General features: G+C 51.9%; 28 protein-coding genes. 1 reads left to right on the forward strand and 27 read right to left on the reverse strand.

What is annotated here, in order from left to right; genetic code table 11:
• Window positions 1–136 precede the first annotated feature (136 nt).
• The 27 genes from PEH01S_RS22325 to PEH01S_RS22455 form a co-directional block, all read right to left on the reverse strand.
• Window positions 137–499, reverse strand: a complete 363-nt coding sequence (locus PEH01S_RS22325) for a response regulator (protein ID WP_025850743.1) — start codon at window positions 497–499, stop codon at window positions 137–139.
• Window positions 500–549: 50 nt separating this feature from the next.
• The gene (fliY, locus tag PEH01S_RS22330) at window positions 550–1,812 is read right to left on the reverse strand and encodes a flagellar motor switch phosphatase FliY (RefSeq protein ID WP_025850744.1); all 1,263 of its coding nucleotides are present in this window, start codon (window positions 1,810–1,812) and stop codon (window positions 550–552) included.
• Window positions 1,802–2,803, reverse strand: a complete 1,002-nt coding sequence (gene fliM / locus PEH01S_RS22335) for a flagellar motor switch protein FliM (protein WP_025850745.1) — start codon at window positions 2,801–2,803, stop codon at window positions 1,802–1,804. The genes fliY and fliM overlap by 11 nt, the downstream gene beginning before the upstream one ends.
• A 40-nt stretch (window positions 2,804–2,843) precedes the next feature.
• Window positions 2,844–3,323 (reverse strand): flagellar basal body-associated FliL family protein, encoded by a 480-nt coding sequence (locus tag PEH01S_RS22340; protein ID WP_025850746.1) that lies wholly within the window; start codon window positions 3,321–3,323, stop codon window positions 2,844–2,846.
• Window position 3,324: 1 nt separating this feature from the next.
• Complete coding sequence (locus PEH01S_RS22345; RefSeq protein ID WP_010491294.1) at window positions 3,325–3,546, reverse strand: flagellar FlbD family protein; 222 nt, start codon at window positions 3,544–3,546, stop codon at window positions 3,325–3,327.
• A gap of 54 nt (window positions 3,547–3,600) precedes the next feature.
• The gene (gene flgG, locus PEH01S_RS22350) at window positions 3,601–4,425 is read right to left on the reverse strand and encodes a flagellar basal body rod protein FlgG (RefSeq protein WP_025850747.1); all 825 of its coding nucleotides are present in this window, start codon (window positions 4,423–4,425) and stop codon (window positions 3,601–3,603) included.
• A 162-nt stretch (window positions 4,426–4,587) separates the two neighbouring features.
• Entirely contained in the window at window positions 4,588–4,965 is a 378-nt protein-coding gene (locus PEH01S_RS22355; protein ID WP_025850748.1) for a TIGR02530 family flagellar biosynthesis protein, read from the reverse strand.
• On the reverse strand, window positions 4,962–5,411 hold the full coding sequence (locus PEH01S_RS22360) for a flagellar hook capping FlgD N-terminal domain-containing protein (RefSeq protein ID WP_025850749.1): 450 nt from the start codon (window positions 5,409–5,411) through the stop codon (window positions 4,962–4,964). The genes PEH01S_RS22355 and PEH01S_RS22360 overlap by 4 nt, the downstream gene beginning before the upstream one ends.
• Window positions 5,412–5,445: 34 nt before the next feature.
• Window positions 5,446–6,918, reverse strand: a complete 1,473-nt coding sequence (locus PEH01S_RS22365; RefSeq protein WP_127488103.1) for a flagellar hook-length control protein FliK — start codon at window positions 6,916–6,918, stop codon at window positions 5,446–5,448.
• A 26-nt stretch (window positions 6,919–6,944) separates the two neighbouring features.
• Window positions 6,945–7,868, reverse strand: coding sequence for a MotE family protein (locus PEH01S_RS22370; protein ID WP_127488105.1), 924 nt, complete (start codon window positions 7,866–7,868; stop codon window positions 6,945–6,947).
• 27 nt (window positions 7,869–7,895) lie between these two features.
• Window positions 7,896–8,336 carry a flagellar export protein FliJ gene (fliJ, locus tag PEH01S_RS22375; protein WP_127488107.1) on the reverse strand — a complete coding sequence of 147 codons (441 nt, stop codon included), beginning with the start codon at window positions 8,334–8,336 and terminating at the stop codon, window positions 7,896–7,898.
• Between the two features lie 8 nt (window positions 8,337–8,344).
• Entirely contained in the window at window positions 8,345–9,664 is a 1,320-nt protein-coding gene (gene fliI / locus PEH01S_RS22380; protein WP_025850753.1) for a flagellar protein export ATPase FliI, read from the reverse strand.
• A 3-nt stretch (window positions 9,665–9,667) separates the two neighbouring features.
• Window positions 9,668–10,486, reverse strand: coding sequence for a FliH/SctL family protein (locus PEH01S_RS22385; RefSeq protein ID WP_025850754.1), 819 nt, complete (start codon window positions 10,484–10,486; stop codon window positions 9,668–9,670).
• On the reverse strand, window positions 10,479–11,504 hold the full coding sequence (fliG, locus tag PEH01S_RS22390) for a flagellar motor switch protein FliG (RefSeq protein ID WP_029191232.1): 1,026 nt from the start codon (window positions 11,502–11,504) through the stop codon (window positions 10,479–10,481). The genes PEH01S_RS22385 and fliG overlap by 8 nt, the downstream gene beginning before the upstream one ends.
• Before the next feature lie 4 nt (window positions 11,505–11,508).
• Entirely contained in the window at window positions 11,509–13,104 is a 1,596-nt protein-coding gene (gene fliF, locus PEH01S_RS22395) for a flagellar basal-body MS-ring/collar protein FliF (protein ID WP_127488109.1), read from the reverse strand.
• A gap of 44 nt (window positions 13,105–13,148) precedes the next feature.
• On the reverse strand, window positions 13,149–13,451 hold the full coding sequence (fliE, locus tag PEH01S_RS22400; protein ID WP_025850757.1) for a flagellar hook-basal body complex protein FliE: 303 nt from the start codon (window positions 13,449–13,451) through the stop codon (window positions 13,149–13,151).
• Between the two features lie 23 nt (window positions 13,452–13,474).
• Window positions 13,475–13,930, reverse strand: a complete 456-nt coding sequence (flgC, locus tag PEH01S_RS22405) for a flagellar basal body rod protein FlgC (protein WP_025850758.1) — start codon at window positions 13,928–13,930, stop codon at window positions 13,475–13,477.
• 3 nt (window positions 13,931–13,933) lie between these two features.
• The gene (flgB, locus tag PEH01S_RS22410; RefSeq protein WP_025850759.1) at window positions 13,934–14,335 is read right to left on the reverse strand and encodes a flagellar basal body rod protein FlgB; all 402 of its coding nucleotides are present in this window, start codon (window positions 14,333–14,335) and stop codon (window positions 13,934–13,936) included.
• 240 nt (window positions 14,336–14,575) lie between these two features.
• Window positions 14,576–15,349, reverse strand: coding sequence for a GTP-sensing pleiotropic transcriptional regulator CodY (gene codY, locus PEH01S_RS22415; RefSeq protein WP_025850760.1), 774 nt, complete (start codon window positions 15,347–15,349; stop codon window positions 14,576–14,578).
• Window positions 15,350–15,373: 24 nt separating this feature from the next.
• Window positions 15,374–16,777, reverse strand: coding sequence for an ATP-dependent protease ATPase subunit HslU (hslU, locus tag PEH01S_RS22420; protein WP_173426586.1), 1,404 nt, complete (start codon window positions 16,775–16,777; stop codon window positions 15,374–15,376).
• A gap of 11 nt (window positions 16,778–16,788) precedes the next feature.
• Window positions 16,789–17,331, reverse strand: coding sequence for an ATP-dependent protease subunit HslV (hslV, locus tag PEH01S_RS22425; protein ID WP_010491321.1), 543 nt, complete (start codon window positions 17,329–17,331; stop codon window positions 16,789–16,791).
• A 216-nt stretch (window positions 17,332–17,547) separates the two neighbouring features.
• Window positions 17,548–18,876: an FADH(2)-oxidizing methylenetetrahydrofolate--tRNA-(uracil(54)-C(5))-methyltransferase TrmFO gene (gene trmFO, locus PEH01S_RS22430; RefSeq protein WP_025850762.1), complete on the reverse strand. Its 1,329-nt coding sequence runs from the start codon at window positions 18,874–18,876 to the stop codon at window positions 17,548–17,550.
• 34 nt (window positions 18,877–18,910) lie between these two features.
• Window positions 18,911–21,013: a type I DNA topoisomerase gene (topA, locus tag PEH01S_RS22435; protein ID WP_025850763.1), complete on the reverse strand. Its 2,103-nt coding sequence runs from the start codon at window positions 21,011–21,013 to the stop codon at window positions 18,911–18,913.
• A 40-nt stretch (window positions 21,014–21,053) separates the two neighbouring features.
• Complete coding sequence (gene dprA / locus PEH01S_RS22440) at window positions 21,054–22,157, reverse strand: DNA-processing protein DprA (protein ID WP_127488111.1); 1,104 nt, start codon at window positions 22,155–22,157, stop codon at window positions 21,054–21,056.
• 140 nt (window positions 22,158–22,297) lie between these two features.
• Window positions 22,298–23,230 carry a succinate--CoA ligase subunit alpha gene (sucD, locus tag PEH01S_RS22445; RefSeq protein WP_025850765.1) on the reverse strand — a complete coding sequence of 311 codons (933 nt, stop codon included), beginning with the start codon at window positions 23,228–23,230 and terminating at the stop codon, window positions 22,298–22,300.
• A 59-nt stretch (window positions 23,231–23,289) separates the two neighbouring features.
• Entirely contained in the window at window positions 23,290–24,450 is a 1,161-nt protein-coding gene (sucC, locus tag PEH01S_RS22450; protein WP_025850766.1) for an ADP-forming succinate--CoA ligase subunit beta, read from the reverse strand.
• A 316-nt stretch (window positions 24,451–24,766) separates the two neighbouring features.
• A complete protein-coding gene (locus PEH01S_RS22455) occupies window positions 24,767–25,024 on the reverse strand; it encodes a hypothetical protein (RefSeq protein ID WP_025850767.1) in 258 nt (85 codons plus the stop codon).
• A gap of 180 nt (window positions 25,025–25,204) precedes the next feature.
• Between PEH01S_RS22455 and PEH01S_RS22460 the strand changes: the two genes are divergently transcribed.
• A partial coding sequence (locus PEH01S_RS22460) for a magnesium chelatase domain-containing protein (RefSeq protein ID WP_281281516.1) occupies window positions 25,205–25,732 on the forward strand: 528 nt, incomplete at its 3' end.

The following is a 25,732-nucleotide window of genomic DNA, read 5'->3' on the forward strand; positions in this document are numbered from 1 at the left end:
CAAACAGCAGCAGGCCATACTGCTGTTTGCATCCAAACCATGGCAACACCGGACGATAACTTGGCTATGAGTCTTCTCAACATTTCACTTTCCTTTCAAATTTGCGCAAGACCCATCGTTTAACCCCGCAGCTGAATTATCCCAGGGTTTTCTTAATCGCTTCAATAACGCGGTCCGCCTGAAACGGCTTCACGATGAAATCTTTGGCGCCTGCCTGGATCGCATCGATAACCATAGCCTGCTGCCCCATCGCGGAGCACATGATGACCTTGGCGTTTCCGTCGATCTTCTTGATTTCTTTAAGCGCATGGATCCCGTCCATTTCCGGCATCGTGATGTCCATCGTAACCAGATCAGGTCGGAGCTCTTTAAATTTTTCAATCGCTTGTGCGCCGTCGTTCGCTTCTCCGACAACTTCATAACCGTTTTTCGTTAAAATATCTCGGATCATCATTCTCATAAATGCTGCGTCGTCTACAATCAAAATACGGTTTGCCATGGGTAACCATTCCTCCTATAGAATGCTTGAGTAATCTTGTTAGTTGTTTTTTATTGCAATTTTTGAATCCGATCCCATTGATTCACAATATCCGTCACGCGGACACCGAAGTTTTCGTCAATGACCACGACTTCGCCTTTAGCGATCAATTTGTTATTGACTAAAATATCGACAGGTTCCCCGGCCAGCTTGTCCAGCTCGATGATCGATCCTTGAGACAATTCGAGAATGTCCTTGATGACCTTATGCGTCCGGCCCAGTTCCACCGTCACTTTAAGCGGGATATCCAACAGCAGATTCAAATTCGTATCTTCTGCAGGAGACAGCTGCGGATGACTGAAGTTGGCGAATTGAGCCGGCTGTACGTTCACTCCCCGTGCCGTCGGCACACCGTAGTTGGCCGGCTGCGGCGGATAAGCTTGCGCTGCAGGCGGAGTCATCGGCTGTTGGTACGCCGGCTGCTGATAAGCGTGCTGCGGCGGCGGTTGATGCCCTGCCGGAGGCTGCGAATAAGGATCTTGTCCGTAAGCGCTCGGCGCCGCATGGGCCGGCTGCTCCGGTGCCGGTTGGGAAACGGGAGCGGACTGGGCGGGCGCCGGTGCAGGTTCCTCTGTTGCGTCTCCACCTCCCATTAAAGTAGACACCATCTCTCTGGCGAAAGGAACCGGCAGCAACTGCATGATTGTCGAATCAATCAGGTCGCCGATCGTCAATCGGAAAGAGATTTTGATAAATACATCTTCTGGGGGCAGGGAGGCAGTTCCTTCCCCTGACGCTAAATTTAATATGTCGATTCCCGGCGGAGAAATATTGACAAACCGGTTGAAGATCGTCGACATCGATGTAGCGGACGAGCCCATCATTTGGTTCATCGCTTCCTGAACTGCGCTGATATGAATTTCGCTGAGCTCTTCCGTTTGTCCTGTTCCGTCTCCGCCCATCATCAAATCGGCGATGACCTGAGCATCCCGGGTTTTGATCACCAGAAGGTTAATCCCATGAAATCCGTCGACATAATTCACATGGACAGCCACGTGCGGCTTCGGAAACTCGTCGGCGAGCTCGGAATGAGCGATGATGGATACTTTCGGAGTCGTAATATCCACCTTTTTGCCAAGCAGGGTGGAAAGTGCAGTAGCCGCGCTTCCGAATGTAATGTTTCCGATTTCGCCAAGCGCATCTTGCTCCAAAGAAGACAAATAATCTTCTACTTGAGGAACAAATTCGGAAATAGCGGAGGAGCCGCTATCGCCCGATTGTCTCAATAGCGCATCAATCTCTTCTTGAGACAAATAATCCTTGTTATTCGTCATTCTCTTCCACTCCTTCTTCTTGGACAATCTCGCTGATTTGGACAGCCAGCTTGCCTCGCGTCGTTCCGGGACTGCCGTAAAACTTCAGCTTTTCCCCTATGCGAATGTCTAACGGCTCATTCACGGATTTGCCAAGCGTAATGACATCCCCGGCGTTGAGGTTCAAAAACTCCCTCACGGAAATTTGGGAGGAACCCAGCTCCGCGATAATCGGCAGTTTCGCTTTATGCAGCCTCGACTGCAGAGCCGTCAGCTCCTCCGGCGCGCTTGTTTTTTTCTGGGAAACGAACCAATGGTGCACCGACAGTCTCGGCATAATCGGTTCGATGACGACATGCGGGATACACAGGTTGATCATCCCGGTCGTGTCGCCGATTTTGGTGCTGAGCGAGATCAGCGCGATCGTTTCGTTAGGCGAGACGATCTGCATAAATTGCGGGTTCGTTTCGAGGGCTTCCAGCCGCGGAGACAAATCGATAACCGTCTTCCAAGCCTCCTGCAAACTGTCGAAGGCCCGGCTGAAAATCCGTTCGATGACAATGGTCTCGATCTCGGTCAAGGCATTGATTTTCGTTGGGGATGTCCCCGCTCCGCCTAACAGCCGATCCAGCATCGCAAAGGCTACGTTCGGGTGAACCTCAAGCACCATGCGGCCTTCCAGCGGCTCCGCTTCAAAGATGTTCAGAATTGTCATCTTCGGAATGGACCGGATGAATTCGTCGTAAGGCAGCTGTTCGACCTGCACTACGTTGATCTGGACAAAGGTTCTAAGCTGGGCGGAAAAATAAGTCGTCAAATACCTGGCAAAGTTTTCATGAATTCGGGTTAAGCTCCGGATATGATCCTTGGAGAAACGCACGGCTCGTTTAAAATCGTAAACCCGTATTTTTTTCTGCGTCTCTTCCTTTTTAAGCTCCTCCGCATCCATTTCCCCTGAAGAAAGCGCCGCTAGCAGGGCGTCAATCTCATTCTGTGAAAGAACATCAACCATTAGCGTCACCTCCTTTGAACTGCTGCAGTATGCTATGTAGTTATTGGAGTACGAAATCCGTAATCAAGATTTGATTCATTTTTCCCGCTTGGAGAAGAGGGTTCATTTTATTCATAAGGGCGGAAGTGAGATTGTCGAAGCCTTTGCTTCCCGATACTTGCTCCGGTGTCATATCGGAAAGCGTTTGAATGACAATGGCCTTCATTTGGCTGTCCAGCTTCTCAAACTCTTCCTTGGCCTTCTTGTTTTCAAGTTCAAAGGCAAAGCTCAATTTAATGAATTTGCCATTGCCCCCGGCCAAATTGGTAAGCACGTCTTTCATGATGACTGTATTTTGCTTGACCTCATCCGGGGTCAGCTTCTTGGCTTGTTTTACGTCGCGGGCAGAACTTTGCGCCTGCTCTTGAGGGTTCTGATTCGCTTTATCCATATAGTTCCACAGGACGAACGCAGCCGTCAATATCAATGTAATCGCAATAAGAATAGCAACAATCATAATGAAAATTCTGCTTTTAAACAACTTACGACCCCTCCGAATTCAGGCTCTTAACCGTACCGCCGACAAGACCTACGGTTTGCAAAAAGCGGTGTACGGTGTCCATTACTTCCGTCACCGGCTCGAGCACCATGATTTTTTTACCGGTCACCAGCGTGATCATAGTGTCCGGCGTTTCTTCGATTGATTCGATCAAAAGCGCGTTCAGGACGATTGCTTTCCCATTAAGCCGTGTCAGGCGGACCATCGGTTACCTCCGAAAGGATAAAATCGGGGGAGAGTCCCTCCCCCTTGAAGCAAACTATCGTTTCAGATTGACGACTTCTTGAAGCACTTCGTCGGATGTAGTAATAATTCTCGAGTTGGACTGGAAGCCGCGCTGAGCGATGATCATTTCCGTAAACTCGGACGTTAAATCCACGTTGGACATTTCCAGCTGCCCGGAAATGATAGCGCCGGTTCCCGTAGCTGGGTTGTTGGCTAAGGAAGCAGCAGGATCGATTTCTTCCGTATTCGAGTTTGGCGTCGTCCGGTACAAGTTGCCGCCGACTTTTTCAAGGCCGCCCGGATTTGTTACTTTGGCTACGGCGATGAACTGATTTGTTGGCGTTGCAGCCCCGTCAGCTCCGATCGCAATAATTTCGCCGGATTGCGAAATCGAGAACGAGGTCACGGTGTCTTCCAGCGCCACAGCCGTACCCCCGGTGTTCAGAACGAACATACCGTCCGCCGTAACGAGACGACGTTGGGCATCCAGATCAAAATTGCCGGCACGTGTAAGGAGCGGCTGCCCATCTACATCAGTAGTTGGCGATACAAGGAAGAACCCGTCTCCGTCAATCCGCAAATCCGTTATTTTATTCGTCGTTTGGGCACTGCCCGGAGTGTGGAGAGTATCGATAGCGCCAACCGTCACGCCAAGTCCGATTTGTTTGGCATTCACGCCGCCCACAGTATCCGTCGGGGCCGTCACCCCTGAGATCTTTTGGCTCATGATGTCTTTGAACGCTACGCGACTGCCTTTGAAGCCGTACGTATTCACGTTTGCGATGTTGTTGCCGATGACGTCAAGCTTCGTTTGAAAGCCTCTCATACCCGAAACGCCGGAATAAAGCGATCTTAACATCGATAGTTATCCTCCCATATTGCAACTGCGCATCGATGGATGAAAACAGTTGTCAATGATGATGTAATTAAGGTTAGTTACAGCAAGCTCTATCATACGTTCGTTCTGCGGTTGTTTCAGTCGGTCCACAACCTTGGCCTCCGAAATTCGGGCCGGCCTATCTTACGAAATAATCATGGCCGAGTCGATTTGGGTAAATACGTTGTCTTTCATCGATGCTCCGTCCATGGCTGTAACTACCGTGCGATTCTTGATGTTGACGATCAGAGCGGTATCGTTGAGCAGCATCAACGAGTCCTTTGCCCCTTTGCTCGCAGCTTTGTCAATCGCGGTATTGAGCTTGACAAGCTGCTCGGGCCCAAGCTGAATGCCCCGCTGCCGCAAACGTTCTTCCGCGTGATGACTGAAACGAACGAGCTGATTTTGCAGCATCGCATCGAACGAGGTTGTCTGAACCCTTGGTTCCGGGTCCGTTCGTCGTACGGGCTGCGGTGCTAGTGCATTCGGAAACAGACGACCAACCGTTATTCGATCCGTCATGGAGTTACCTCCGGATTGGAAATCTGGCTGATCTGATCGATCTTCACTTCGTCGCCGTTAATTTTTGCATACTGCTCGTCCTTCTTCATAAGGATGGATTCCACAGTTCCGGTTTTGACGATGGATTTGTTGTTTTTGTCAACGTAGGTGTAGGTAACCTTTTTACCAATCAAACTGGAAGCAAATCCTAGCGACTGCCGAAGCATTTTCATTTCCGAACTCATTTTGGTAAGCTGCTCGACGGATGTAAATTGAGCCATCTGAGCGATGAATTCTTTGTCCTGCAGCGGCTGCGTCGGATCTTGGTTTTGCAATTGAGTCATGAGAATTTTAAGAAATTCGTCTTGTCCCAATTTCCCTTTTTCCTCGGCTTTGCCGGCCTTTTGAATATTTCCTTTGGCGTAATACGGCCATATGTTCTTGGTGCTGACATTTGAATCGGGCACGGTTTCACCCCCTGCTCCATCGGTGTAAGCTTGCTTAGGCCGTAACGTCAATCGATCCGGTTCCCAGGCTGCCTGCGGCGCTCGAAGTCTTCGCTTCTTCCTTCACTTCGTCTTCCATCGCGGCAATTCGGCCGCTGGCCGCTTTCTGCTGCTTGGAGGATTGTCCGGACTGCTGCTGGCGTCCTTCCTGGAACATGCCGGACTGGTAGTTCTGGCTTTGGCTTACTTCAAGCTTCTCCACTTGGATGCCCTGACTTTGCAATGTCGTTCTCAGCTGCGACAACTGGCTCTCCAGCATTTCCTTACCGGCCAAGCTGTCCGCTACGAACTGGGCAATCAGATGACCGTTTTGCATGGTCAGCTTCACTTCAACATGTCCGAGATGCTGAGGATACAATGAAATTTTCGCCTCCGTCATCCCGTCCGCCGAGGTCCCCATAACCAAGGAACGAACGACAAACTGCGTCATGTCCTCCGAAAAGGTAGCTGCTTGCATCTGCACAACCGGCGCTTTTACCTGCGCATGTCCGCCTTGCTGCTTAATGTACTCGTGCAGCGGCATCGGCTGATTTTCCGCACCTTCTGCCATTCCTGCGTTCAGCGGTTCAAACAAAGGCCCTTCGTCGCCTTTCGGCGGGTCCAAATGAAGCTGTACTATCGAGGCTTTCGCTGTAAGCGCTTCGAGCTTCTGCACCGGGCTGGCGACCACTTGGACAAGCTTCCCGGCATCCGAAGACGGGGCCGCTTCCGCTGTCGCCGCAGTCTGTATAGTAGAAGAAACGCGGTGCTGATCGGCGCTTGGTTTTTGCAGTTCGCTTAATTTGGACGCGGCCGATAACAGAACAGCCGGCAGCTCTTTTACGGTTTGCTGAAGCTTCGGATCTGTTTTTCCTTCCGCTACCAGGTCTTTCAACTGTTTCAACAATGCGGCGGCTTCCTGCGCCGTCAGCGCTTTGGGCTGCTGAATCGAGCCAAGTTCACCGGTCTTCGTCTCCGCCGACGTGTCCACAGCAGGCGTCAAAGGAATAAACAGCAGCGGATTCAGCGCATCCGCACTCTCTTCCGGATTGCTTCCTTCACCTGTTGGAACAGCCGCTTGATCGGTCTCCTGCTGATTCAGGGGAAGTGCCGCCAGCAGCGCTTGAAGCTGCAGCAACCACGCTTGCAAATCCGGGTTGTTCATCAGCGTGCTCGCATCCTCGCCCTTAGCCGAGTCAAGCAGTTGGATTAAGCCGTCGATTTGTTGCACCGTTTGAGCCTGAGCCTGATCCGCCGTCTGCGGGAGCGCGGCAAGTAAAGGAGCGATCAGCTGGGCAAGTGCTGATAAGCCGGCGGTTCCTGCGGTGGTAGTCCCCGCTCCGGAAGCATCGCCCGTCATCATTCCGCTTAGCGCCGACGAGAAGGATCCGGCCCCTCCGGCTGCGCTCCCCGTACTGGCGGAAGCGTTCGATCCGGCAGCAGATGTCCCGGCAGAAGCAGCCACAGAGGTTTGTGTCGAAATTTCCATCTTTTTTCACCTCCTTTCCATTATATTTATTGAACCAGCCTGGCTGAGATCAGCGCTGCGGTTTCCTTGGACTGTTCCGATATGGCCGACAAAACTCTGGAGCGTCCGCCGCTATCCATAGAGCTCAAGATAGAGATCACTTTGTCGGGATTCGATTTTTGCATCTCCAGCAAGACGGTAGCTGCGCTTTTCGGCGTCATATTCGCGAACGTGCTGCCCAAATCGTCTTTGCTCAGCTTGTCCGCAGGCTGCTTGCTCTGTGCCGCCAATTCCTTCACGCGTTCCTGCAAGGCTGCAATCTCCGTATCTCTTACGTTCGTTTGGTCCTTTAGCAGAATCGAAGCGTCAGCGGCCTTCTTCGGGTCCATTTTCTCCAACACCTTTACGCGCTCATCCGGCTTCATCATCCCAAGCACCAGAACCAGTTCTTTGGAGGTTAGGTTCTCCATAATCGGCGCCGATTTGCTTGGCGACATCTTCGCATACATGGTGGCAAGCTGTTGAATCTGCTGCGCATACTCCTCATCGCTTAAGGTCTTGCTTTTTGCGCTTTCTTCCAATGTACTATTCTTAAGCTGCAATTCCTTTATGGTCTCATCCCGCTGCTGCAGCGCGGCTTCAGCCTTTTTCAGCGCCTGCTCCAATTCCTGAAGCTTCGCCGTCGTATCGGTATTCGCATGATCCTGTGCCGGTGCGGACGACTCGGCCCCGGCGGGTTGAGCCTCTTCCGACTGGGTTGCCGTCTCCTTCGTTTTCGGATCCGGGACGATGCTGTTTACGATTGGAATTTTATTGGCCGCCCGCAGGACGTTGTTCATTACGTCATAATCGAAAATCGTCAGCAGAACGCCGAGCAGTACAGCTGTAAAAACAAAAGGGATTAGGAACCATATTAAAAACCGCTCCATAGCTCCGTAAGAGGAGGACTGCTCCGTATCTGTGTTTGCCACTTCCTCACCTCCCCGCATGTTCATTAGTTACGAAAGCCGTTTAAAACGATTCGTCGCCATTTCGTCCAATTGATTTTGCTCTTTCTTCAAAACTTCGCTGGAAAAATGCTGAAACGCTCTTTCCTTCGCTTTCGTCCATACTTTTTCTTCAAGCATCTTACCGGTCAAATCATCCTGCTTGAGCTGCACGATCGTTTTGGCTGCTTGCACATCCCTATGCTTGAGCTGAATGCGCCCGTCAATATGGTTCACGTAACTTTGCAGCATGAGCAGGTTGGATACCGTCGTCACTTGGCTGGAAGACTTATGCAGCTCTTCCTGCATCTCGTACTTGGCTTTCTCCAAATCCGCCAGAGAAGATTCCTCCGCACGCATTTTGCCGATCGCTTCGGACAGCATCCATTCCGCTTGCGTTTTCTCGTTTATCTTCAAATCAACGATTTTTTGAAAAGCGTATCGAAACCGCATGCTCCTTCTCATCCCCTGTAAAATTCTCGAATTAGCCTTTCCTGCGCTTCCGCGTATGTCAGCTTCTCCGTGACGCGCTGCCGCGTATAATCCCATATCGCTTGGATAGCGTCGAGAGATTGATCAATTTCTGAATTTGATCCTCGCTGGTACGCCCCGATATTGATCAGATCTTCCGAATCTTTATACACAGATAGCAATCTTTTCAAGTTTTCGGCCGCAAGCTGCTGCTCGTGAGGAACAATTTCTTTCATCACCCGGCTTACGCTCGCAAGAACGTCGATAGCGGGGTAGTGCCCGCGGTTGGCTATGTTACGGTTCAACACGATATGACCATCCAGTATTCCCCGTACGGCATCCGCAATTGGCTCATTCATATCATCCCCATCGACTAGAACCGTATAAAATGCCGTAATGGAGCCCTTAGGCCCGGTGCCCGACCGCTCCAGCAGCTTAGGAAGCGTTGCAAATACGGAAGGCGTATAGCCGCGAGTTGCGGGAGGTTCGCCTACCGCCAAGCCGACTTCGCGCTGTGCCATCGCAAAGCGGGTCACCGAATCCATCATCAGCATCACGTTCATCCCGCGATCGCGAAAAAATTCGGCGATGGCCGTCGCGATCAGCGCCCCCTTGATCCGGATGAGCGCCGGTTGATCCGACGTGGCGACAACGACAACGGAACGGGCCAGCCCCTCGGGACCAAGATCGCGTTCGATAAAATCGAGCACCTCCCGACCGCGTTCCCCGATAAGCGCAATCACATTCACATCGGCTGACGTGTTGCGGGCAATCATTCCCATCAGCGTACTTTTGCCGACGCCGGACCCGGCGAAAATACCGACGCGCTGTCCCTTGCCGATCGTCAGCAAACCGTCGATGCAGCGTACGCCAACGCTTATCGGATCCAGAACGCGCGGCCGCTTTAACGGATTGCTAGGTATATTATTAGTAGAATATTGTGTCATGCGCGACGGCAAAAATGTTCCGTCCAGCGGTTGTCCGAGCCCGTCCAGCACTTTGCCGAGCAGTTCGTGTCCTACCTGCACCGTCAACGGCTTGCCCGTACCGACCACATCGCAGCCGGGTCCGATCGCATGAAGCTCGCCGAGCGGCATAAGGATAACCTTGTTGTTCTTAAAGCCGACAACTTCCGCCTTGAGCGGCTGGTTCGATTTGAGCGGATAGATGTAGCATACGTCGCCGATGCTCGCATCCGGTCCCTCCGACTCGACCGTTAATCCAATGACCTGAGTGACCTTTCCATTAACGCGGATCGGGTCCACCTGGCTTAAATGCTCTATGTACTTCTGTGCGGATGGCACCTGCATGATCTAAGATCCCTCGCTTCGCAGCGCCACTTGCCGAAGCGCATTCTTGATTTCGTTCAGCTGCGTGTCGATGCGGGCGTCGATGCTTCCGAAGGAGGAACGAATAACGCAACCGCGATCTTGTACCGAAGCATCCGGAATAATTTGTAGCTCCGCTTGCGAATCTAAGTGCAACAAAAGTTCTTCTCGTGCGTCTTGTATATAGGAGAATTGAGAAGGCGACACACAAAGTGCAATAATTCCCTTTTCTCTTCGACGAGACAGTACCTTTTGGATCAGCTCGATGACCCATTCGGATTCCAGCGTCAGCTGGCGGTCGACGATTTTCTCGGCAATCGAGCAGCTGAGCTCGATTAAGAACGGCTCGGATTCTTGAATGATCTGCTGCTTCAGTACGTACGATTGTTCCAAAATTTGCGACGCTTCCTGCAGCATGCTGTCGTACTGCTGGCGAAGCTCCGCTTCGGCTCTGGCCAATCCTTCCTGATAGCCTTGCTCGAAGCCCCGGTCCATCGCTTGCTCGATCGTTTCCTGATCCAGCTGCCTGCGCTCGTCCCACCAAGCTTCGATCTCGGCTTGGGCCTGCTGTCTGATGGCTGCGGCTTCATCCATGGCGGCGCGTACTTGTTCTTCGGCAAACGATTCGGCGTCTTGAAGAATCTGGTCCTTCATCTGCATTAGATTGTCGAGCTCAAGCTGTTGCTCCTCCGTCAGTTCGCCGTCTTGCAGCGGTTCTTGTTTGAGAACGGGAGGTGCCGGAGGCTCTACAAGCTTGCGGTCTTCCATAGCTACATATTGAAACGATTTGATGACATTAGACAATAATATCATCTCCTCCGCCACGGGCGATGATGATTTCACCGGCTTCTTCCAAACGCCTGATCGTAGCTACGATGCGTGTCTGTGCTTCTTCGACGTCACGCAGCCGAACCGGACCCATGTATTCCATTTCTTCCCGGAACGTTTCGGCCATCCGCTTGGACATGTTTTTGAAAATGGCTTCCCGAACTTCTTCGCTGGCCACTTTAAGCGCCAGCTGGAGGTCGGCATTCTCGATGTCGCGGATAATCCGTTGGATCGAGCGGTTGTCGATGTTGACAATGTCTTCGAACACGAACATCCGCTTTTTGATTTCCTCGGCAAGCTCAGGATCCTGAATCTCGAGCGAATCGAGGATCGTACGCTCCGTCCCGCGGTCGACGCCGTTCAAAATCTGAACGACGGCCGAAATCCCGCCGGCATTCGTATAATCCTGCGTAACCGTGGCGGAAAGCTTCTGCTCAAGCACACGCTCGACTTGACTGATGACCTCAGGCGACGTGCTGTCCATCAAAGCAACGCGCTTCGCCACATCCGCCTGCTTCTCCTGAGGAAGCGAAGACAGAATGATGGAGGCTTGCTCCGGCTGCAGGTAAGCAAGAACCAGAGCAATGGTTTGCGAATTTTCATTCTGGATAAAGTTCAAGATTTGAGCAGGATCGGCTTTCCGGGCAAAATCGAAAGGTCTCACTTGAAGCGTCGCCGTCAACCGATTGATGATATCCAATGCTTTCTGAGATCCGAGCGCTTTCTCCAAAATCTCTTTCGCATAAGTGATACCGCCTTGCGATATGAATTCTTGGGCTAAGCAAATTTGATGGAACTCTGCCAAGATCGCTTCTTTTTCGGCATTGTCAACTTTTCTGACATTGGCTATTTCCAAAGTGAGCTGCTCAATTTCTTCGTCACGCAGATGTTTAAAAATTTGAGCGGACACTTCCGGACCCAAACTAATCAAAAGAATTGCGGCTTTTTGTCGCCCCGTTAAACCCGGTTGCTGTACTTTAGCCAAGTGTTGCACACCTCTATTCGTCTACTAACCAAGTGCGGAGCAGATTAACAAATTCATCCGGTTTTTTCTTGGCAAGCTGTTCCAGCTGCTTGCGCACTTGATTTTCATTGTTCAAGTTATCGATATCGATGGTCGGGAATTCCACTCGCGGCGACTCGTCCAGGATCTCTTCTTCTTCCTCTTGCTGCGCTTTGCGTCTGCGCACAAACCAGTAGGCGCCTCCGCCGAGCAAAGCAAGAGCCAATCCGCCGAGCGCACCGTAGAGCAGCATCGAATTTGTACTCGTTCCCTGATTTTCGTTCGTTTTAGCGAACACGTGAGGAAACACGGTTACCTTTTTTTCAAGCTCTGCATCCGTTATTTGTTGCTTGTTATCGGCCAAGCCTGCACGCACGACGTTGATGAGAATGTCCCTAACCGCTTTAATTGTATCTGGCGTAAGCGAGGCCGGATTTTGCGGATCGGGCGGTTCAATGCCAACGTTAATGGTTAAATCTTTTACTATGTAGGGCGTCATTTCAATTTCGTTCGTAATCCGGTTGACTTCCCGGTTTACCGTTTTTTGCAGCTCTTCGGAATTCGTCTTTCCGCTGTTGCTGCTGCCTGGGTATCCCGGCACATCCGTCGCGCCCGTTCCCGGTACGCCGGACGTCCCTGCGCTGCCGTCGCTCGTATAGTTCTTTTGGATCTCTTGAATGGAAATATCGAGCCCGGTTTGGTCTACCGTATTCGGCGCAGTTACCAGCTGCTCCTTGCGTCTCGTCTGATCGAAGTTCATCGTAGAGAACACACTTACGATCACTTTGTCCCGGCCGAGAATGGAGCCAAGCATTTGCTGCACGTTGCGCTGCACGTCGTTTCTGAATTTGTTGTTGATTTCGAACTGCTGCAAAGCAAGATTGGAAGCTCCGCTCACTTTGCCATTCGCCTTGGAGTACTCGAGCAAATCGCCGTTTTGATCGGAAATCGTTATGTTTTCGATCGGCAGTCCTTTAATGCTGTGGGAAACCAAGTTATACATCGTATCGACCTTGGCCTGATCAAGCGTATAGCCAGGCTTGATATCAAGCACGACGGAGGCCGATGCTTTCTCCGGTTCCTCCCCCTTCCGCAAGAACAAGCTTTCCTGTGGCAAGCTGATCAATACTTTGGAGCTTGCGATCGCATTGTTCGAGTTGATGAGCTGCTGCAGCTCGCCTTGAATGGCATTGACGTACTTGACGTCGAATTCTCTGTCCGTTGTGCCGAAGGTGCTGCTTTGGCTGAAGGCGCCGTAGCCGACATTGCCGTTTTTGTTCAAGCCTTGCGATTCGACGGCAAGCTTGACGCTCGCTACTTGACTGCGCGGAACGCCGATGCTTTTTCCGTCTTCGCTGAGCTGATACGGAATCTTGGCGCCGTCCAAATACGCTTTGATGGCCGCTGCGTCGCTAGGCTGCAAGTTCGTATAAGCCAAGGCGTACTCGGTTTTAGAAAAATTATAACTAATAATACCTACCGTCAGTATGACTAAAATCACAGTTGCGATAACAGTCCACTTCTGCGTTTTGCTGAATTGATTCCAATATTGTTTCGTTCGATTCCAATATTGGAGCACATTTTCGTTCACTGTTTCACCCCATCTGATGAACCCTCGTCAGGTACGTTTGAAGATTAGATTTGCGTTCTCATGATTTCTTGATAGGCCTCGATGACTTTGTTTCGCACTTGAACCGTGAGCTCTAATCCCAAGGACGCTTTTTCAGAGGCGATCATCAGTTGATGCACGTCGGAGATTTCTCCTGTGACGAACTGGCCTTTCATTGCATCGGCGGTGGACTGCTTAGCATTCAAATCGGCAATGGCGTCGCTCAAAAATTTTCCGAATTGGTCCGTAACTTCGGACGCGCTTGTGATTTTGGGTTGAACGGCGCCGGCAATCTGCTGCGGCTGCTGCAATTTCAGGGATTCGATCATGAATTATTACTCCTTTTCGTTAACTATTTCCCGATTTCCAACGCTTTCCCGATCAAAGCCTTGGAAGCGTTCAGCGCGGTGACGTTAGCTTCGTAGGACCGGGTAGCCGAGATCATATCGACCATTTCTTTCAAAATGTCCACATTGGGCAAAAGTACCATGCCGTTCTCGTCCGCATCCGGATGCGTCGGGTCGTAATGCTGCCTAAAAGGAGAAGGATCGTCGATCACTTGAGTTACCCGAACGCCGTCCCCGGCTCCCGCATTTTTACCGGACATGGCATTGGCAAGCGACTCGGCGAAATTTTGCTGCTTTGGTTCGAAAGACACAAGCTTGCGCTGGTACGGGACCCATTTACCGTTGACCATTCGTGCTCTTGTCGAATCCGCATTGGCAATATTGGACGAAATGACGTCCATCCGAAAGCGCTGCGCCGTTAGTGCGGAAGAACTGATGTCAAATCCGTTTGTAAGTCTCATCCGTTACACTCTCCCGCCGATAGCTGTTCTGATTTTTTTGATCTCGCCGCTGACTTGCTGAACCATTACGTTGTACCGAAGCTGGTTTTTGGCCATAAGCGCCATTTCGTAATCGATATCGACGTTATTCAAGTTGTTATTGATCATGGACTGGTTGTCACGAACGATTTGCGGCTCCGGCTTTGCCGGGCGGCCGATATAAAAATGCCTCGGATCGGTCCGATACCCTTCAATCCCGGCTCCGTTCATTTCCTGCTGCAGCAGTTCTTCAAAACGAACTTCCGACCGTTTGAAAAAGGGCGTGTCGACATTTGCCACATTGTCGGCAATCACTTTTTGCCTAAGTGCGGCGGCATCAAGAGCACGCTCCAGCGTTTGAAATGAGGGCTTGTTTAAAATATTCATGCGTTGACTCCCACTTTCCAAGGATGATTCTGAATCTAGTTATTCAACAAGATAACGTAATATCCTCCTTCCTTCGACATCTAAACATAAAAAAAATACAATAGGGTTTGTCGTAAAATGTAGTAAACGAGAACTACATCTATATTGAGAGATCTTGGAAGTGAATACAATATGAAAAAAGCCCTATATTTGCATATAGAGCCCAAAATGTTAAATATTTCACGTTTTTGAGAATACTGACTACGCTTTCACACTTTGGATTCCAGCCATCAATTGATCGTTCAAAATGCGAATATACGTTCCCTTCATGCCAAGCGAACGCGTTTCAATGACACCCGCGCTTTCCAGCTTGCGCAGGGCATTGACGATCACCGAACGGGTAATCCCTACACGATCCGCGATTTTGCTGGCTACAAGCAGGCCTTCCGACCCTTCAAGCTGCTCAAAAATATGCTCGACCGCTTCCAGCTCGCTGAAGGATAACGAACCGACCGCCACCTGAACGACCGCTTTCCCCCGGGCTTCGATCTCAATTTGCTCCGCTTTTTCGCGCAAAATTTCCATCGCCACGACTGTTGAACCGTATTCCGCCAAAATCAAATCGTCATCGATAAACATGCCGTTGTTTTTCGTAAGAACAAGCGTTCCCAATCGTTCACCGCCACCGATAATTGGCACAATCGTCATGTAAAAGCCTGAATCTGTTGAAATTTGTCGAAAGATATCGAATTCGCTGCCTGCCTCCAAGTTGGAGGATGTCTCCTCCACTTTGAGCAGAAGCTGGTTATATTCGGGCGGAAACCGGTTTTCCTGGAGCACCGTTTCGTTCACGCCGGCCTCGAATACGGGCGTTGTAAACGCGCTTCCCAGCACCTTCCCTCTCCGACTGACGACAAATATATCCGCCTGCAAAATATCGCTTAGGACTGCAGCCATATCCATAAAACTGACCGGATTCCCCGCTTCCTTTTGCAGCAGTTTATTCAGCCTTCTGGTTTTCATCAAAAGTGTCATTACTCTTGCCTCCAAAGTTGACGATTACAAAATATACTGGCTGAGGTCCCGGTTCTGCACGATACCGGACAGCTTTTCCCTGACATACTCCGGTGAAATTACGATCTGCTCAAGGGTGATTTCCGGCGCTTCGAAGGACAAATCCTCCAGCAATTTCTCCAAAATGGTATGCAACCGGCGGGCGCCGATGTTGTCGGTATTCTGATTTACGTCCGCGGCAATCCGGGCGATTTCCAGAATCGCTTCATCGGAAAACTCGACTCGAATCCCTTCGGTTTCCAGCAGTGCCGTATATTGCTTGGTCAGCGCATTTTTCGGCTCCTTCAATATGAGCACAAAGTCCTGCTCCGATAAACTGCTAAGTTCGACCCGGATCGGAAACCGCCCCTGAAGCTCGGGAATCAAATCCGACGGTTTCGCGATATGGAATGCCCCTGCCGCCACAAACAAGATATAATCCGTTTTTACAGGGCCGTATTTGGTCATGACGGTCGATCCTTCGACAATAGGTAAAATGTCCCGCTGCACGCCTTCACGCGAGACGTCCGGCCCGCTGCCGCGGCTGGAGCTGCAGATCTTATCAATCTCGTCGATAAAAATGATGCCCCCCTGCTCGGCCCGCTTCACCGCTTCCTGGATCACTTCGTCCATATCCAGCAGCTTTTGCGCTTCCTCCTGAAGCAGCACCTTGCGCGCTTCTTTGATCGGGAGCTTGCGCTTTTTCGTGCGCTTTGGCATCAGGCTTCCGAACAGTTCCTGCATATTCATGCCCGCTTGTTCGTTGCCCTGTCCCGCCAGCATATCGAACATCGAAGGAGAACTATCCTCCACCTCGATTTCAATCACTTGATTCTCAAGCTCGCCGCTCAGAAGACGTTCCCTGACTTCCTGCCTGCGGGACGCAATCGACGAATCCGTTTCCGGCTCCGTATCCGTATGGCCCGCATTTTGTTGGCCAAACAGCATTTCCAACGGATTGCGCTGACCCCGATGCTTGGACGGACTAGGTACAAGGATGGATACGATCCGGTCGTGAACCATTTGCTCCGCACGGTCCTTAAGCTTATCGGTTTTCTCCGCTTTTACCATGCGGATCGACGTTTCCACCAAATCCCGGACCATCGACTCGACATCGCGTCCGACATATCCGACTTCCGTAAATTTGGTCGCCTCGACTTTGATAAACGGCGCATTGACCAGCTTTGCCATTCGGCGGGCGATTTCCGTCTTGCCGACGCCGGTCGGTCCGATCATTAACAGGTTCTTCGGCGCGATCTCGTCGCGCAGCGACTCTTCAAGTAAGCTCCGGCGGTACCTGTTGCGCAGCGCGACGGCAACGGACTTCTTGGCCTGCTTCTGTCCGACGATATACTTATCCAATTCGGCTACGATTTCTCTGGGGGTTAAGGCTATTTGCTTCAACGTCATAACCTCCTGGATCATTCGATTTCTTCGACAATGATATTATGATTCGTAAACACGCAAATCTCGGCCGCCATCGTAAGCGCGGCATGGGCGATCTCCTTCGCGCTCATCTGCGGCGCATAACGGTGCAGCGCCCGGCCGGCCGCGAGCGCAAAGCTGCCCCCGGAACCGATCGCCAGGATGCCGTCGTCCGGCTCGATGATTTCCCCGTTACCCGACAGAAGCAGCAGCCCGCTCCGGTCCATCACGATCATCATCGCCTCCAGCCTGCGCAGCACACGATCCTGCCGCCAATCTTTAGTCAGTTCGACGGCCGACCGCTGCAAATTGCCGTGGTGCTCTTCCAGCTTCGCCTCGAACTTCTCGAATAATGTAATCGCATCGGCGACCGATCCGGCGAAACCGGCTATGACATTGCCGCGATACAATCTTCTCACCTTTTTGGCTTGACTTTTCATGACCATGCTGTTGCCGAAGGTCACTTGTCCGTCCCCTGCAATAGCGCCCTTGCCCTGATGGCGGACGGCAAAAATCGTCGTGGCGTGAAATTGCTCCATGAGCCCGATATTCCTCCTCCATTGTAAAGAAAAGCTTCGGATTAAGCGCTTTTCCGCCCACAATAACACTCGCTGCGGGCTTCCAGAACCTGTTGCTTCTGCATAAATTTAGTTGTCTACAAGACGAAAACTAAGCTGTTTCAAGCTTAGTTCGGGGAAGGCTCCGCGATAGCGGAGCAAGATAATATTCGGATCTATCGTAACACAGTACATGTTTTATTTACAAGGCGAATTGTATAGGTTTTGTGAAAAATTCTGAATTTTCTCAATTGCACGCATAGCAATTTTTTCGTATTTGAGCTTCTTGTTCTTGATCTTCTCATCAAGCGGAGCAAAAAGCCCGAAATTGGCATTCATCGGCTGAAAATGCTTGAAATCTGCCGTCGTGATGTATTGCGCCATGCTGCCGAGCGCGGTATCCGGGGGCAGTACGAACAGCTCCTGGCCTTTGGCGTAGCGCGCCGCGTTCATGCCCGCAATGAGCCCCGAAGCGGCCGACTCGACGTATCCTTCCACGCCGGTCATCTGTCCGGCAAAGAACAAGTTGTCCCGGTTTCTGAACTGGTACGTAGGGCGCAGCAGCCTGGGGGAATTGATGAAAGTGTTGCGGTGCATGACGCCGTACCGGACAAACTCCGCGTTTTCCAATCCGGGAATAAGGGAAAATACACGTTTCTGTTCGCCCCACTTCAAATGGGTCTGAAAGCCTACTAAATTGTAGAGCGTACCCGCCGCGTTGTCCTGACGCAGCTGAACGACCGCATATGGCAATTCGCCCGTATGCGGATTGATTAGCCCCACAGGCTTCATCGGACCGAACAGGACGGTTTGCCGGCCGCGCTTCGCCATCACTTCGATCGGCATGCAGCCTTCGAAATAAATCTCTTTCTCGAACTCCTTCACCGGCGCCGTTTCCGCAGAGATCAAGGCTTCATAGAACACCGTGAATTCCTCTTCGGTCATCGGGCAGTTCAAATAGGCCGCTTCCCCTTTATCATAACGGGAGGCAAGGTAAACCTTGCTCATATCGATCGATTCTTTTTCCACAATCGGCGCTGCCGCATCATAGAAGTATAAATACTCCTCGCCCGTCAGCTCCTGCAAATGCTTGGAAAGCGCAGGCGAGGTCAGCGGTCCGGTCGCGACGACGACAATCCCTTCGGGAAGCGACTCCAGCTCTTCGTTGCGCACCTCGATCAGCGGATGGTTGCGCAGCAAGGACGTCACCTCGCCCGAGAAGCCTTCCCGGTCGACGGCAAGCGCCCCGCCGGCCGGAACGGCATGCTTGTCGGCCGCGCGCAAGATTAACGAGTTCAGAATGCGCATTTCTTCCTTCAATACGCCCACGGCATTCGTCAACCCGTTAGCCCGCAGCGAATTGCTGCAGACGAGCTCGGCAAATTGATCGGAAATGTGCGCAGGCGTTTTTTTTACGGGACGCATTTCGTACAAAACCACCGGCACGCCTTGGCTTGCGATTTGCCAAGCAGCTTCGCTGCCTGCCAAGCCCGCGCCGATGACGGTCACTTTCGGTACCTCAGTCAACTTCCGTTCCTCCTATATGAAGCCAGATGACAAGTTAGTCCTGATCTTGCTCTTCTTTCGCTTCTTCTCTAAAGTCGCAGGATACGCATTGGGTGAACGTTCCTGATTTGTTGCGCTTTTCGACGAGCATCGCGCCGCACTTCGGACACGGGTGCCCTACAGGTTTATCCCAAGAGACGAAATCGCAGTCCGGATAGCGGTCGCATCCATAGAAGATGCGTCCTTTTTTGCTCCGGCGTTCGATAATTTTTCCTTCGTGGCAATTCGGACAGGTGACGCCGGTATCCTTGACAATCGGCTTCGTATTCCGGCAATCCGGAAAACCGGAGCAGGCCAGAAACTTGCCGAAGCGTCCCATCTTGTAGACGAAATGGCGGCCGCATTTCTCGCAGATCTCATCGGAAACCTCATCCTGAATTTCTACCTTTTCCATCTCTTCCTCGGCCACTTCCAGCCGCTTCTCAAACGATTCGTAAAACTCGCTCAGCACGCGGACCCAATCTTCCTTCCCTTCCTCGATGTGGTCCAGCCCCTCTTCCATATGGGCGGTAAAATCCACATCCAAAATTTCCGGGAAAAATTCGATCATCTGCTGAATGACCAGCTCGCCGAGCTCGGTCGGCACAAATTTCTTCTCTTCTATCGCCACATAACCGCGTTTTTGGATGGTTTCGAGGGTCGGAGCGTAGGTACTCGGACGTCCGATGCCCATTTCTTCCAACGCTTTAACCAAACGCGCTTCCGTAAAACGCGGCGGAGGCTGCGTAAAATGCTGTTTCGGATCGATCTGCTGCTTTTTGACCTTGTCCCCTTCTTTCAGAGGCGGGAGCAGCTTGTCGTCATCCCCTGTATCTGCCGCAGCATCGTCGTTGCCTTCCACGTACACCTTCATAAAGCCATGGAACTTCACCTTCGAACCGACGGCCCGGAAAATGGTGTTGGCGGCCGTTAAATCGACGGTCATCGTATCCAGAACTGCAGAAGCCATTTGGCTCGCAACGAAACGCTCCCAAACGAGCTTGTAAAGGCGGTATTGATCGCGGCTCAAGTATTCTTTGATCTGGTCCGGCTCCCGAAGCACCGAGCTCGGACGTATCGCTTCGTGCGCATCCTGCGCGTTCGTATTCTTCTTCGTATAGACGCGCGGCGTTTCGGGATAGAAGGACTCCCCGAATTTTTGCACGATATACTCCTTGGCTTCTTCCTGAGCCACAGGGGAAATCCGGGTCGAATCGGTACGCATATACGTAATCAAGCCGACCGTCCCCTCGCTGCCGAGATCGATTCCTTCATATAATTGCTGTGCTACGGACATCGTCTTGGCCGCGCGGAAGTTTAATTTGCGGGCCGCCTCCTGCTGGAGCGAGCTTGTAATGAACGGAGGGGACGGGTTGCGGAGACGCTCCTTTTCCCTGACTTCGCTTACAATAAAATCGGCCTTCTGAAGCGCGGCCAGGACGGCGTTCACTTCCGCTTCGTTCTTCAGCTCTTTCTTTTCGCCGTCTACGCTGTAAAATTTCGCTTCGAAATCGGCTTTTCCCGAGGACAACTTGGCCGTAATGGTCCAATACTCTTCGGGCACGAACGCTTTAATCTCATTCTCGCGGTCGTAGATCAGCTTTACGGCCACGGATTGCACCCGGCCGGCGGATAGCCCTTTCTTGACCTTCTTCCAGAGCAGCGGGCTGATTTTGTAGCCTACGAGCCGGTCCAATATGCGCCGCGCCTGCTGCGCGTTTACCAAGTCCTGATTGATTTTACGGGGCGTCTTAAAGGCATCCTTGACCGCCTGCTTCGTTATTTCGTTAAATACGACACGGCACGCCTCCTGATCGGGCAGCTCAAGATAATGAGCCAAATGCCAGGCAATCGCCTCGCCTTCGCGATCAGGGTCCGCTGCGAGATATACTTTTTTAACGCGCTTGCTGGCGTCCTTAAGCTCTTTGAGCACGGAGCCTTTACCGCGAATCGTAATATATTTCGGTTCAAAATTTTTCTTGACTTCGACTCCGATCTGGCTTTTCGGCAAATCCCGAATATGCCCCATCGATGCTTTTACAATATATTTGCTTCCTAAATATTTGCTGATCGTTTTGGCTTTTGCGGGTGACTCCACAATGACTAACGAATCGGCCATAGGGTCTTGCCCCCTTCGACAATGGAAATATGTATGACCATCAAGGTACGGCGTACACCGAACCCGGTAGTTCGACGATCCTGCGCGTCATTAGTAAATTTATCAGAACTGAATGCAAATGTCCAAAGGTAAATTGGCTTTGCGAAAGCAGCTCGTCGATCGTAAGAGGTCGGATCCGAAGCATGTCAACAATTTTTTGCTCATCTTTAGACAAGGCTGGCTTTACTTCCGTTGTATTCATAATGTATGCCTTTTGATCCAAGGATATCCGGCCTGCGTACTCCTCCAATATGTCTGCCGCTTCGGTGACCAGCTTGGCGCCCTGCTTCAGCAGGGATAGCGTGCCCTCGCTCTTGGGGGAGGAGATCGGCCCGGGAACGGCAAAAACGTCGCGCGAAGCTTCCAGCGCCTGGTCGACCGTGATAAGGGAGCCGCTTTTCAGCGCCGCTTCCACCACGACAACGCCGAGGCTCAGTCCGGCAATAATGCGGTTGCGCTGCGGGAACAAGCCGGGATGCGGCCTTGTGTCGAGCGGGTATTCGGAAAGAAGCAGTCCGCATTCGGAAATTTTACGGTAAAGCGATTTGTTCTCGGGCGGATACACCGTCTCGATGCTGCAGCCCAGCACGGCTATCGTGCCCCCATGGCTGCGCAAAGCTCCTTCGTGGGCTGCGCTGTCAATCCCCCTGGCAAGTCCGCTTACCACGCATACTCCTGCTGCAGAAAGCGATTCGGCCAGGCGCTCGGCCGTCATTTTTCCGTAAGCGGTCGGAGTCCGCGTCCCGACCATGGCAATGCACGGGCGGTTTACGATATCCAGCTCTCCCCGGTAATACAAAATCCAAGGCGGATCGGCCGTCTCCAGAAGCATCGCCGGATAACGGTCATCCCCGAGCACTACCCATTCGATGTGCAGCTCCTCGTAACGGGATCGCTTGGCGTCCAGTTGAGCTTCGGTTAAATTGCGGAGTCCTCTAACCATTTGTTCGGCCCGGGCCGGGGTTAGGCCGAATTCGAGCCAATCGGCGCTCCTGAGCGAAAGGATATCGCATAATTGAGGAAACTGGCGCATCAGCCTGCCAATCGTCTTCGAACCGACACCTTCCATATGATGCAAGGCAAATAGCATGCTTCGGTTGTCCATATAGTATAGCTCACTCCTTTAGTCAGAAACAACTTTCTTCATTTGTAAGGTCTAGCCAAAATAAAAAAAGCCTCTCAAACCCGTATCCAATACGGATTTGAGAGGCTGCTTGCCATCTCGTCATTGATGCGAAAGGCTGCTTACTTCTTGGTGATGCACTTTTCGAGCAGGCCTTTTTCTTCCAATACGCTTACCAGGGTGGAGCCCATTTCGGAAGGCGTTGGCGCTACTTTGATACCGCAGCGCTCCATCGTTGCGACTTTCTCCGCTGCCGTTCCTTTGCCGCCGGAAATGATGGCGCCTGCGTGGCCCATCCGTTTCCCCGGAGGCGCCGTTTGGCCGCCGATGAAGCCGACAACCGGCTTCTTCATGTTCGCCGCGATCCACTCTGCCGCTTCTTCCTCCGCGGAGCCGCCAATTTCACCGATCATGATCACGGCATAGGTATCCGGATCTTCGTTGAACAGCTTCAGGATATCGATGAACTCGGAGCCTTTAACCGGGTCGCCGCCGATTCCTACGGCAGACGATTGGCCGATGCCGCGAGTCGTCAGCTGATGTACCGCTTCGTAAGTCAGCGTTCCGCTTCGGGATACGACGCCGACATGGCCCGGCATATGGATGTAGCCCGGCATGATGCCGATTTTGCACTCGCCCGGAGTGATGACGCCTGGGCAGTTCGGCCCGATCAAACGGGTCTTTTTGCCTTCCATGTAACGGCTGACTTTGACCATATCAAGCACCGGAATACCTTCGGTGATGCAGATGACGAGATCCAGTTCGGCGTCAACGGCTTCCATGATCGAATCCGCAGCAAAAGCCGGCGGAACGTAGATGACCGAAGCGGTAGCGCCGGTCGCATTTTTCGCTTCCAGTACGGTGTTGTACACTGGAAGAGTTACAGTCGTGCCGTTTTCCAGCGTGAAATCAACATTCGTGCCGCCTTTACCCGGAACTGCGCCTGCTACCATTTGCGTGCCGTACTCCAGGCCGCCCAGCGTATGGAACATGCCTGTCTTGCCTGTCATGTTCTGAGTGATGACCTTCGTATTTTTATCAACCAAAATAGACATGGTTAAAGTTCACATCCTCTAATAGTAATGAAAGAAAAAGGTGCTGTTGCCGAAAGAGATTACTTCACCAGCGCAACGATTTTTTGCGCGCCGTCGGCCATCGAATCCGCAGCCACGATGTTAAGGCCGGACTCGTTCAAAATCTTTTTGCCGAGATCCACGTTCGTGCCTTCCAGACGTACGACAAGCGGACGGTCCAGACCCAGTTCCTTCGCCGCAGCCACAACGCCTTCGGCGATAATGTCGCACTTCATAATGCCGCCGAAAATGTTAACGAAAATTCCTTTTACATTCTCGTCGGACAGGATGATTTTGAACGCTTCGGTTACTTTCTCTTTCGTAGCGCCGCCCCCTACATCGAGGAAGTTGGCCGGTTCGCCGCCATAGTATTTGATAATATCCATGGTCGCCATCGCCAGACCTGCGCCGTTAACCATGCAGCCGATATTGCCGTCGAGCGCGATGTAGCTCAGGTCGAACTTGGAAGCTTCGATTTCCTTTGCGTCCTCTTCGTCCAAATCACGCAGCTCGACGATGTCTTTATGACGGAACAGCGCGTTGGAGTCGAAGTTCAGCTTCGCGTCAAGCGCCATAACGTTGCCGTCTCCCGTAACGACGAGCGGGTTGATCTCGGCGATGGAGCAATCTTTTTCGACGAAGGCCGTATACAAAGCGGTCATGAATTTAACGGCTTTGCCTACGAGCTCGCCCGGAATATTGATGGCATAAGCCAGCTTGCGCGCTTGAAACGCTTGCAGACCGACAGCCGGGTCGATAACTTCTTTGAAAATTTTCTCCGGAGTGCGGGCGGCAACTTCTTCGATCTCCGTTCCGCCTTCTTCGGAAGCCATCATGACGACGCGGCCCGTAGCGCGGTCGACCACGAGACCGATGTAGTATTCTTTCTTAATATCGCAGCCTTGCTCGATCAGAAGGCGCTTTACTTCTTTGCCTTCCGGGCCGGTTTGATGCGTAACGAGGACTTTACCCAAGATTTCCTGTGCGTATGTACGAACTTCGTCGAGGTTCTTGGCAACTTTGACGCCGCCCGCTTTACCGCGGCCGCCGGCGTGAATTTGCGCTTTCACGACAACTACGGGAGTACCGAGCGACTTGGCCGCTTCCACCGCTTCGTCTACCGTGAAAGCCACTTTTCCTTCCGGTACGGCAACCCCGTACTGTTTCAGCACTGCTTTGCCTTGATACTCATGGATATTCATTTAGCAAAATCCTCCTATCGGTAATGACTTACTATATGGAATCGACCCTTCCCAAGCACGGGACGAGTCCACTCGCTAATAAACGTCCGGTTGCCAAACATTAGCATGTCCTAAACGGCAAACCTTTATCATTGTACCACTTTTTTCGAGCGGTTTCCTTATATTTTGTGTTAAATATTTGATACATCTTTTTTATAAGCGTCGAAAAGAATAGTTATTTGGAAAATTAACCATGCATGACAGCGAAACATGTAAAAAGCGCATCGATCCGGTATTCGACATACCGAAATAGATGCGCCGCACGCAGTTTCTGTTATTAATAAGTCGAATTGGTCGGCGTCGCCGCCCGGGGCTCCCGTTCCGCTTGCTTCACGAAACGCATTTCGTTTCCGGTGAAGCTGCATACCATACACTGAATGGTCGGCTCGGTTTCTTCGATGCGCTGCGGCTCGGCCACCTCTTGAACGGTTCCGGAAAGCGCGTCCTTGAGAAAGGGCTGGGAAAAGCTTGAGATCATGCTGAATTTGACACGGTTGGAACGGCAATTCGGACAAAAATAAGGTTTTTCCTGCATGTCATGATCACCTCGTCGATTATTTTTGCCAAATGTACATTTTTTATCCGGAAACGTCCCGGGAGCGGTACGATTCGGTTGCGCCGAACGAGTGGACATATTAAAATAGCAGTTATATGGATAAGGCGGATAAGGAAGCACCTTTGGCCATGAATCGACATGGGAAAGGTGTGTTTATTTATGTACGGAAAAGTGATTAGCGCTTGTCTGCATGGCGTGGACGGAAAGCTGGTCGAAGTCGAGGTGGATCTCAGCAATGGTTTGCCGCAGATGATGATCGTCGGGCTGCCCGACGTGGCCATCAAAGAATCGATGGAGCGTGTCCGGGCGGCGATCAAAAATTGCGGTTTTACGTTTCCTTTGCAGCGGATTACGGTGAATCTGGCGCCGGCGGATTTGCGCAAAGAAGGCTCCGCCTTCGACTTGGCCATCGCCCTGGGCATTCTCAAGACGAGCGGACAGCTGCCGGACGAAGCGCTAAGGGATACGTTGATCATCGGAGAGCTCGCGCTGGACGGTTCCGTCCGATCGGTCCCCGGCGTCTTATCCATGATAGCAACGGCCCGGGAGCACGGAATAGCGCGGGTTATCGTACCGACGGAAAATGCGGAGGAAGCCGCTTGGATCGATGGCTGCGAGCTTCGCTGCGTTCGGCATTTGAGTCAGTTTCGGCGGTCCGGGGGGAGCGAGGAAGCGGCTGCGGCTGGC

Origin of the sequence: Paenibacillus ehimensis NBRC 15659 (genome assembly GCF_004000785.1) — a bacterium.
Taxonomy (GTDB): domain Bacteria; phylum Bacillota; class Bacilli; order Paenibacillales; family NBRC-103111; genus Paenibacillus_G; species Paenibacillus_G ehimensis.

Excerpts from the sequence above, each read along its gene's own strand:
- PEH01S_RS22325 (WP_025850743.1), bottom strand. The coding sequence starts at position 499 with ATGGCAAACCGTATTTTGATTGTAGACGACGCAGCATTTATGAGAATG.
- fliY (WP_025850744.1), bottom strand. The coding sequence starts at position 1,812 with ATGACGAATAACAAGGATTATTTGTCTCAAGAAGAGATTGATGCGCTA.
- fliM (WP_025850745.1), bottom strand. The coding sequence starts at position 2,803 with ATGGTTGATGTTCTTTCACAGAATGAGATTGACGCCCTGCTAGCGGCG.
- PEH01S_RS22345 (WP_010491294.1), bottom strand. The coding sequence starts at position 3,546 with ATGGTCCGCCTGACACGGCTTAATGGGAAAGCAATCGTCCTGAACGCG.
- flgG (WP_025850747.1), bottom strand. The coding sequence starts at position 4,425 with ATGTTAAGATCGCTTTATTCCGGCGTTTCGGGTATGAGAGGCTTTCAA.
- PEH01S_RS22355 (WP_025850748.1), bottom strand. The coding sequence starts at position 4,965 with ATGACGGATCGAATAACGGTTGGTCGTCTGTTTCCGAATGCACTAGCA.
- PEH01S_RS22365 (WP_127488103.1), bottom strand. The coding sequence starts at position 6,918 with ATGGAAATTTCGACACAAACCTCTGTGGCTGCTTCTGCCGGGACATCT.
- fliJ (WP_127488107.1), bottom strand. The coding sequence starts at position 8,336 with ATGCGGTTTCGATACGCTTTTCAAAAAATCGTTGATTTGAAGATAAAC.
- fliI (WP_025850753.1), bottom strand. The coding sequence starts at position 9,664 with ATGCAGGTGCCATCCGCACAGAAGTACATAGAGCATTTAAGCCAGGTG.
- fliE (WP_025850757.1), bottom strand. The coding sequence starts at position 13,451 with ATGATCGAATCCCTGAAATTGCAGCAGCCGCAGCAGATTGCCGGCGCC.
- flgC (WP_025850758.1), bottom strand. The coding sequence starts at position 13,930 with ATGAGACTTACAAACGGATTTGACATCAGTTCTTCCGCACTAACGGCG.
- flgB (WP_025850759.1), bottom strand. The coding sequence starts at position 14,335 with ATGAATATTTTAAACAAGCCCTCATTTCAAACGCTGGAGCGTGCTCTT.
- codY (WP_025850760.1), bottom strand. The coding sequence starts at position 15,349 with ATGACACTTTTGATGAAAACCAGAAGGCTGAATAAACTGCTGCAAAAG.
- hslU (WP_173426586.1), bottom strand. The coding sequence starts at position 16,777 with ATGACGTTGAAGCAAATAGCCTTAACCCCCAGAGAAATCGTAGCCGAA.
- hslV (WP_010491321.1), bottom strand. The coding sequence starts at position 17,331 with ATGGAGCAATTTCACGCCACGACGATTTTTGCCGTCCGCCATCAGGGC.
- topA (WP_025850763.1), bottom strand. The coding sequence starts at position 21,013 with ATGGCCGATTCGTTAGTCATTGTGGAGTCACCCGCAAAAGCCAAAACG.
- dprA (WP_127488111.1), bottom strand. The coding sequence starts at position 22,157 with ATGGACAACCGAAGCATGCTATTTGCCTTGCATCATATGGAAGGTGTC.
- sucD (WP_025850765.1), bottom strand. The coding sequence starts at position 23,230 with ATGTCTATTTTGGTTGATAAAAATACGAAGGTCATCACTCAGAACATG.
- sucC (WP_025850766.1), bottom strand. The coding sequence starts at position 24,450 with ATGAATATCCATGAGTATCAAGGCAAAGCAGTGCTGAAACAGTACGGG.
- PEH01S_RS22455 (WP_025850767.1), bottom strand. The coding sequence starts at position 25,024 with ATGCAGGAAAAACCTTATTTTTGTCCGAATTGCCGTTCCAACCGTGTC.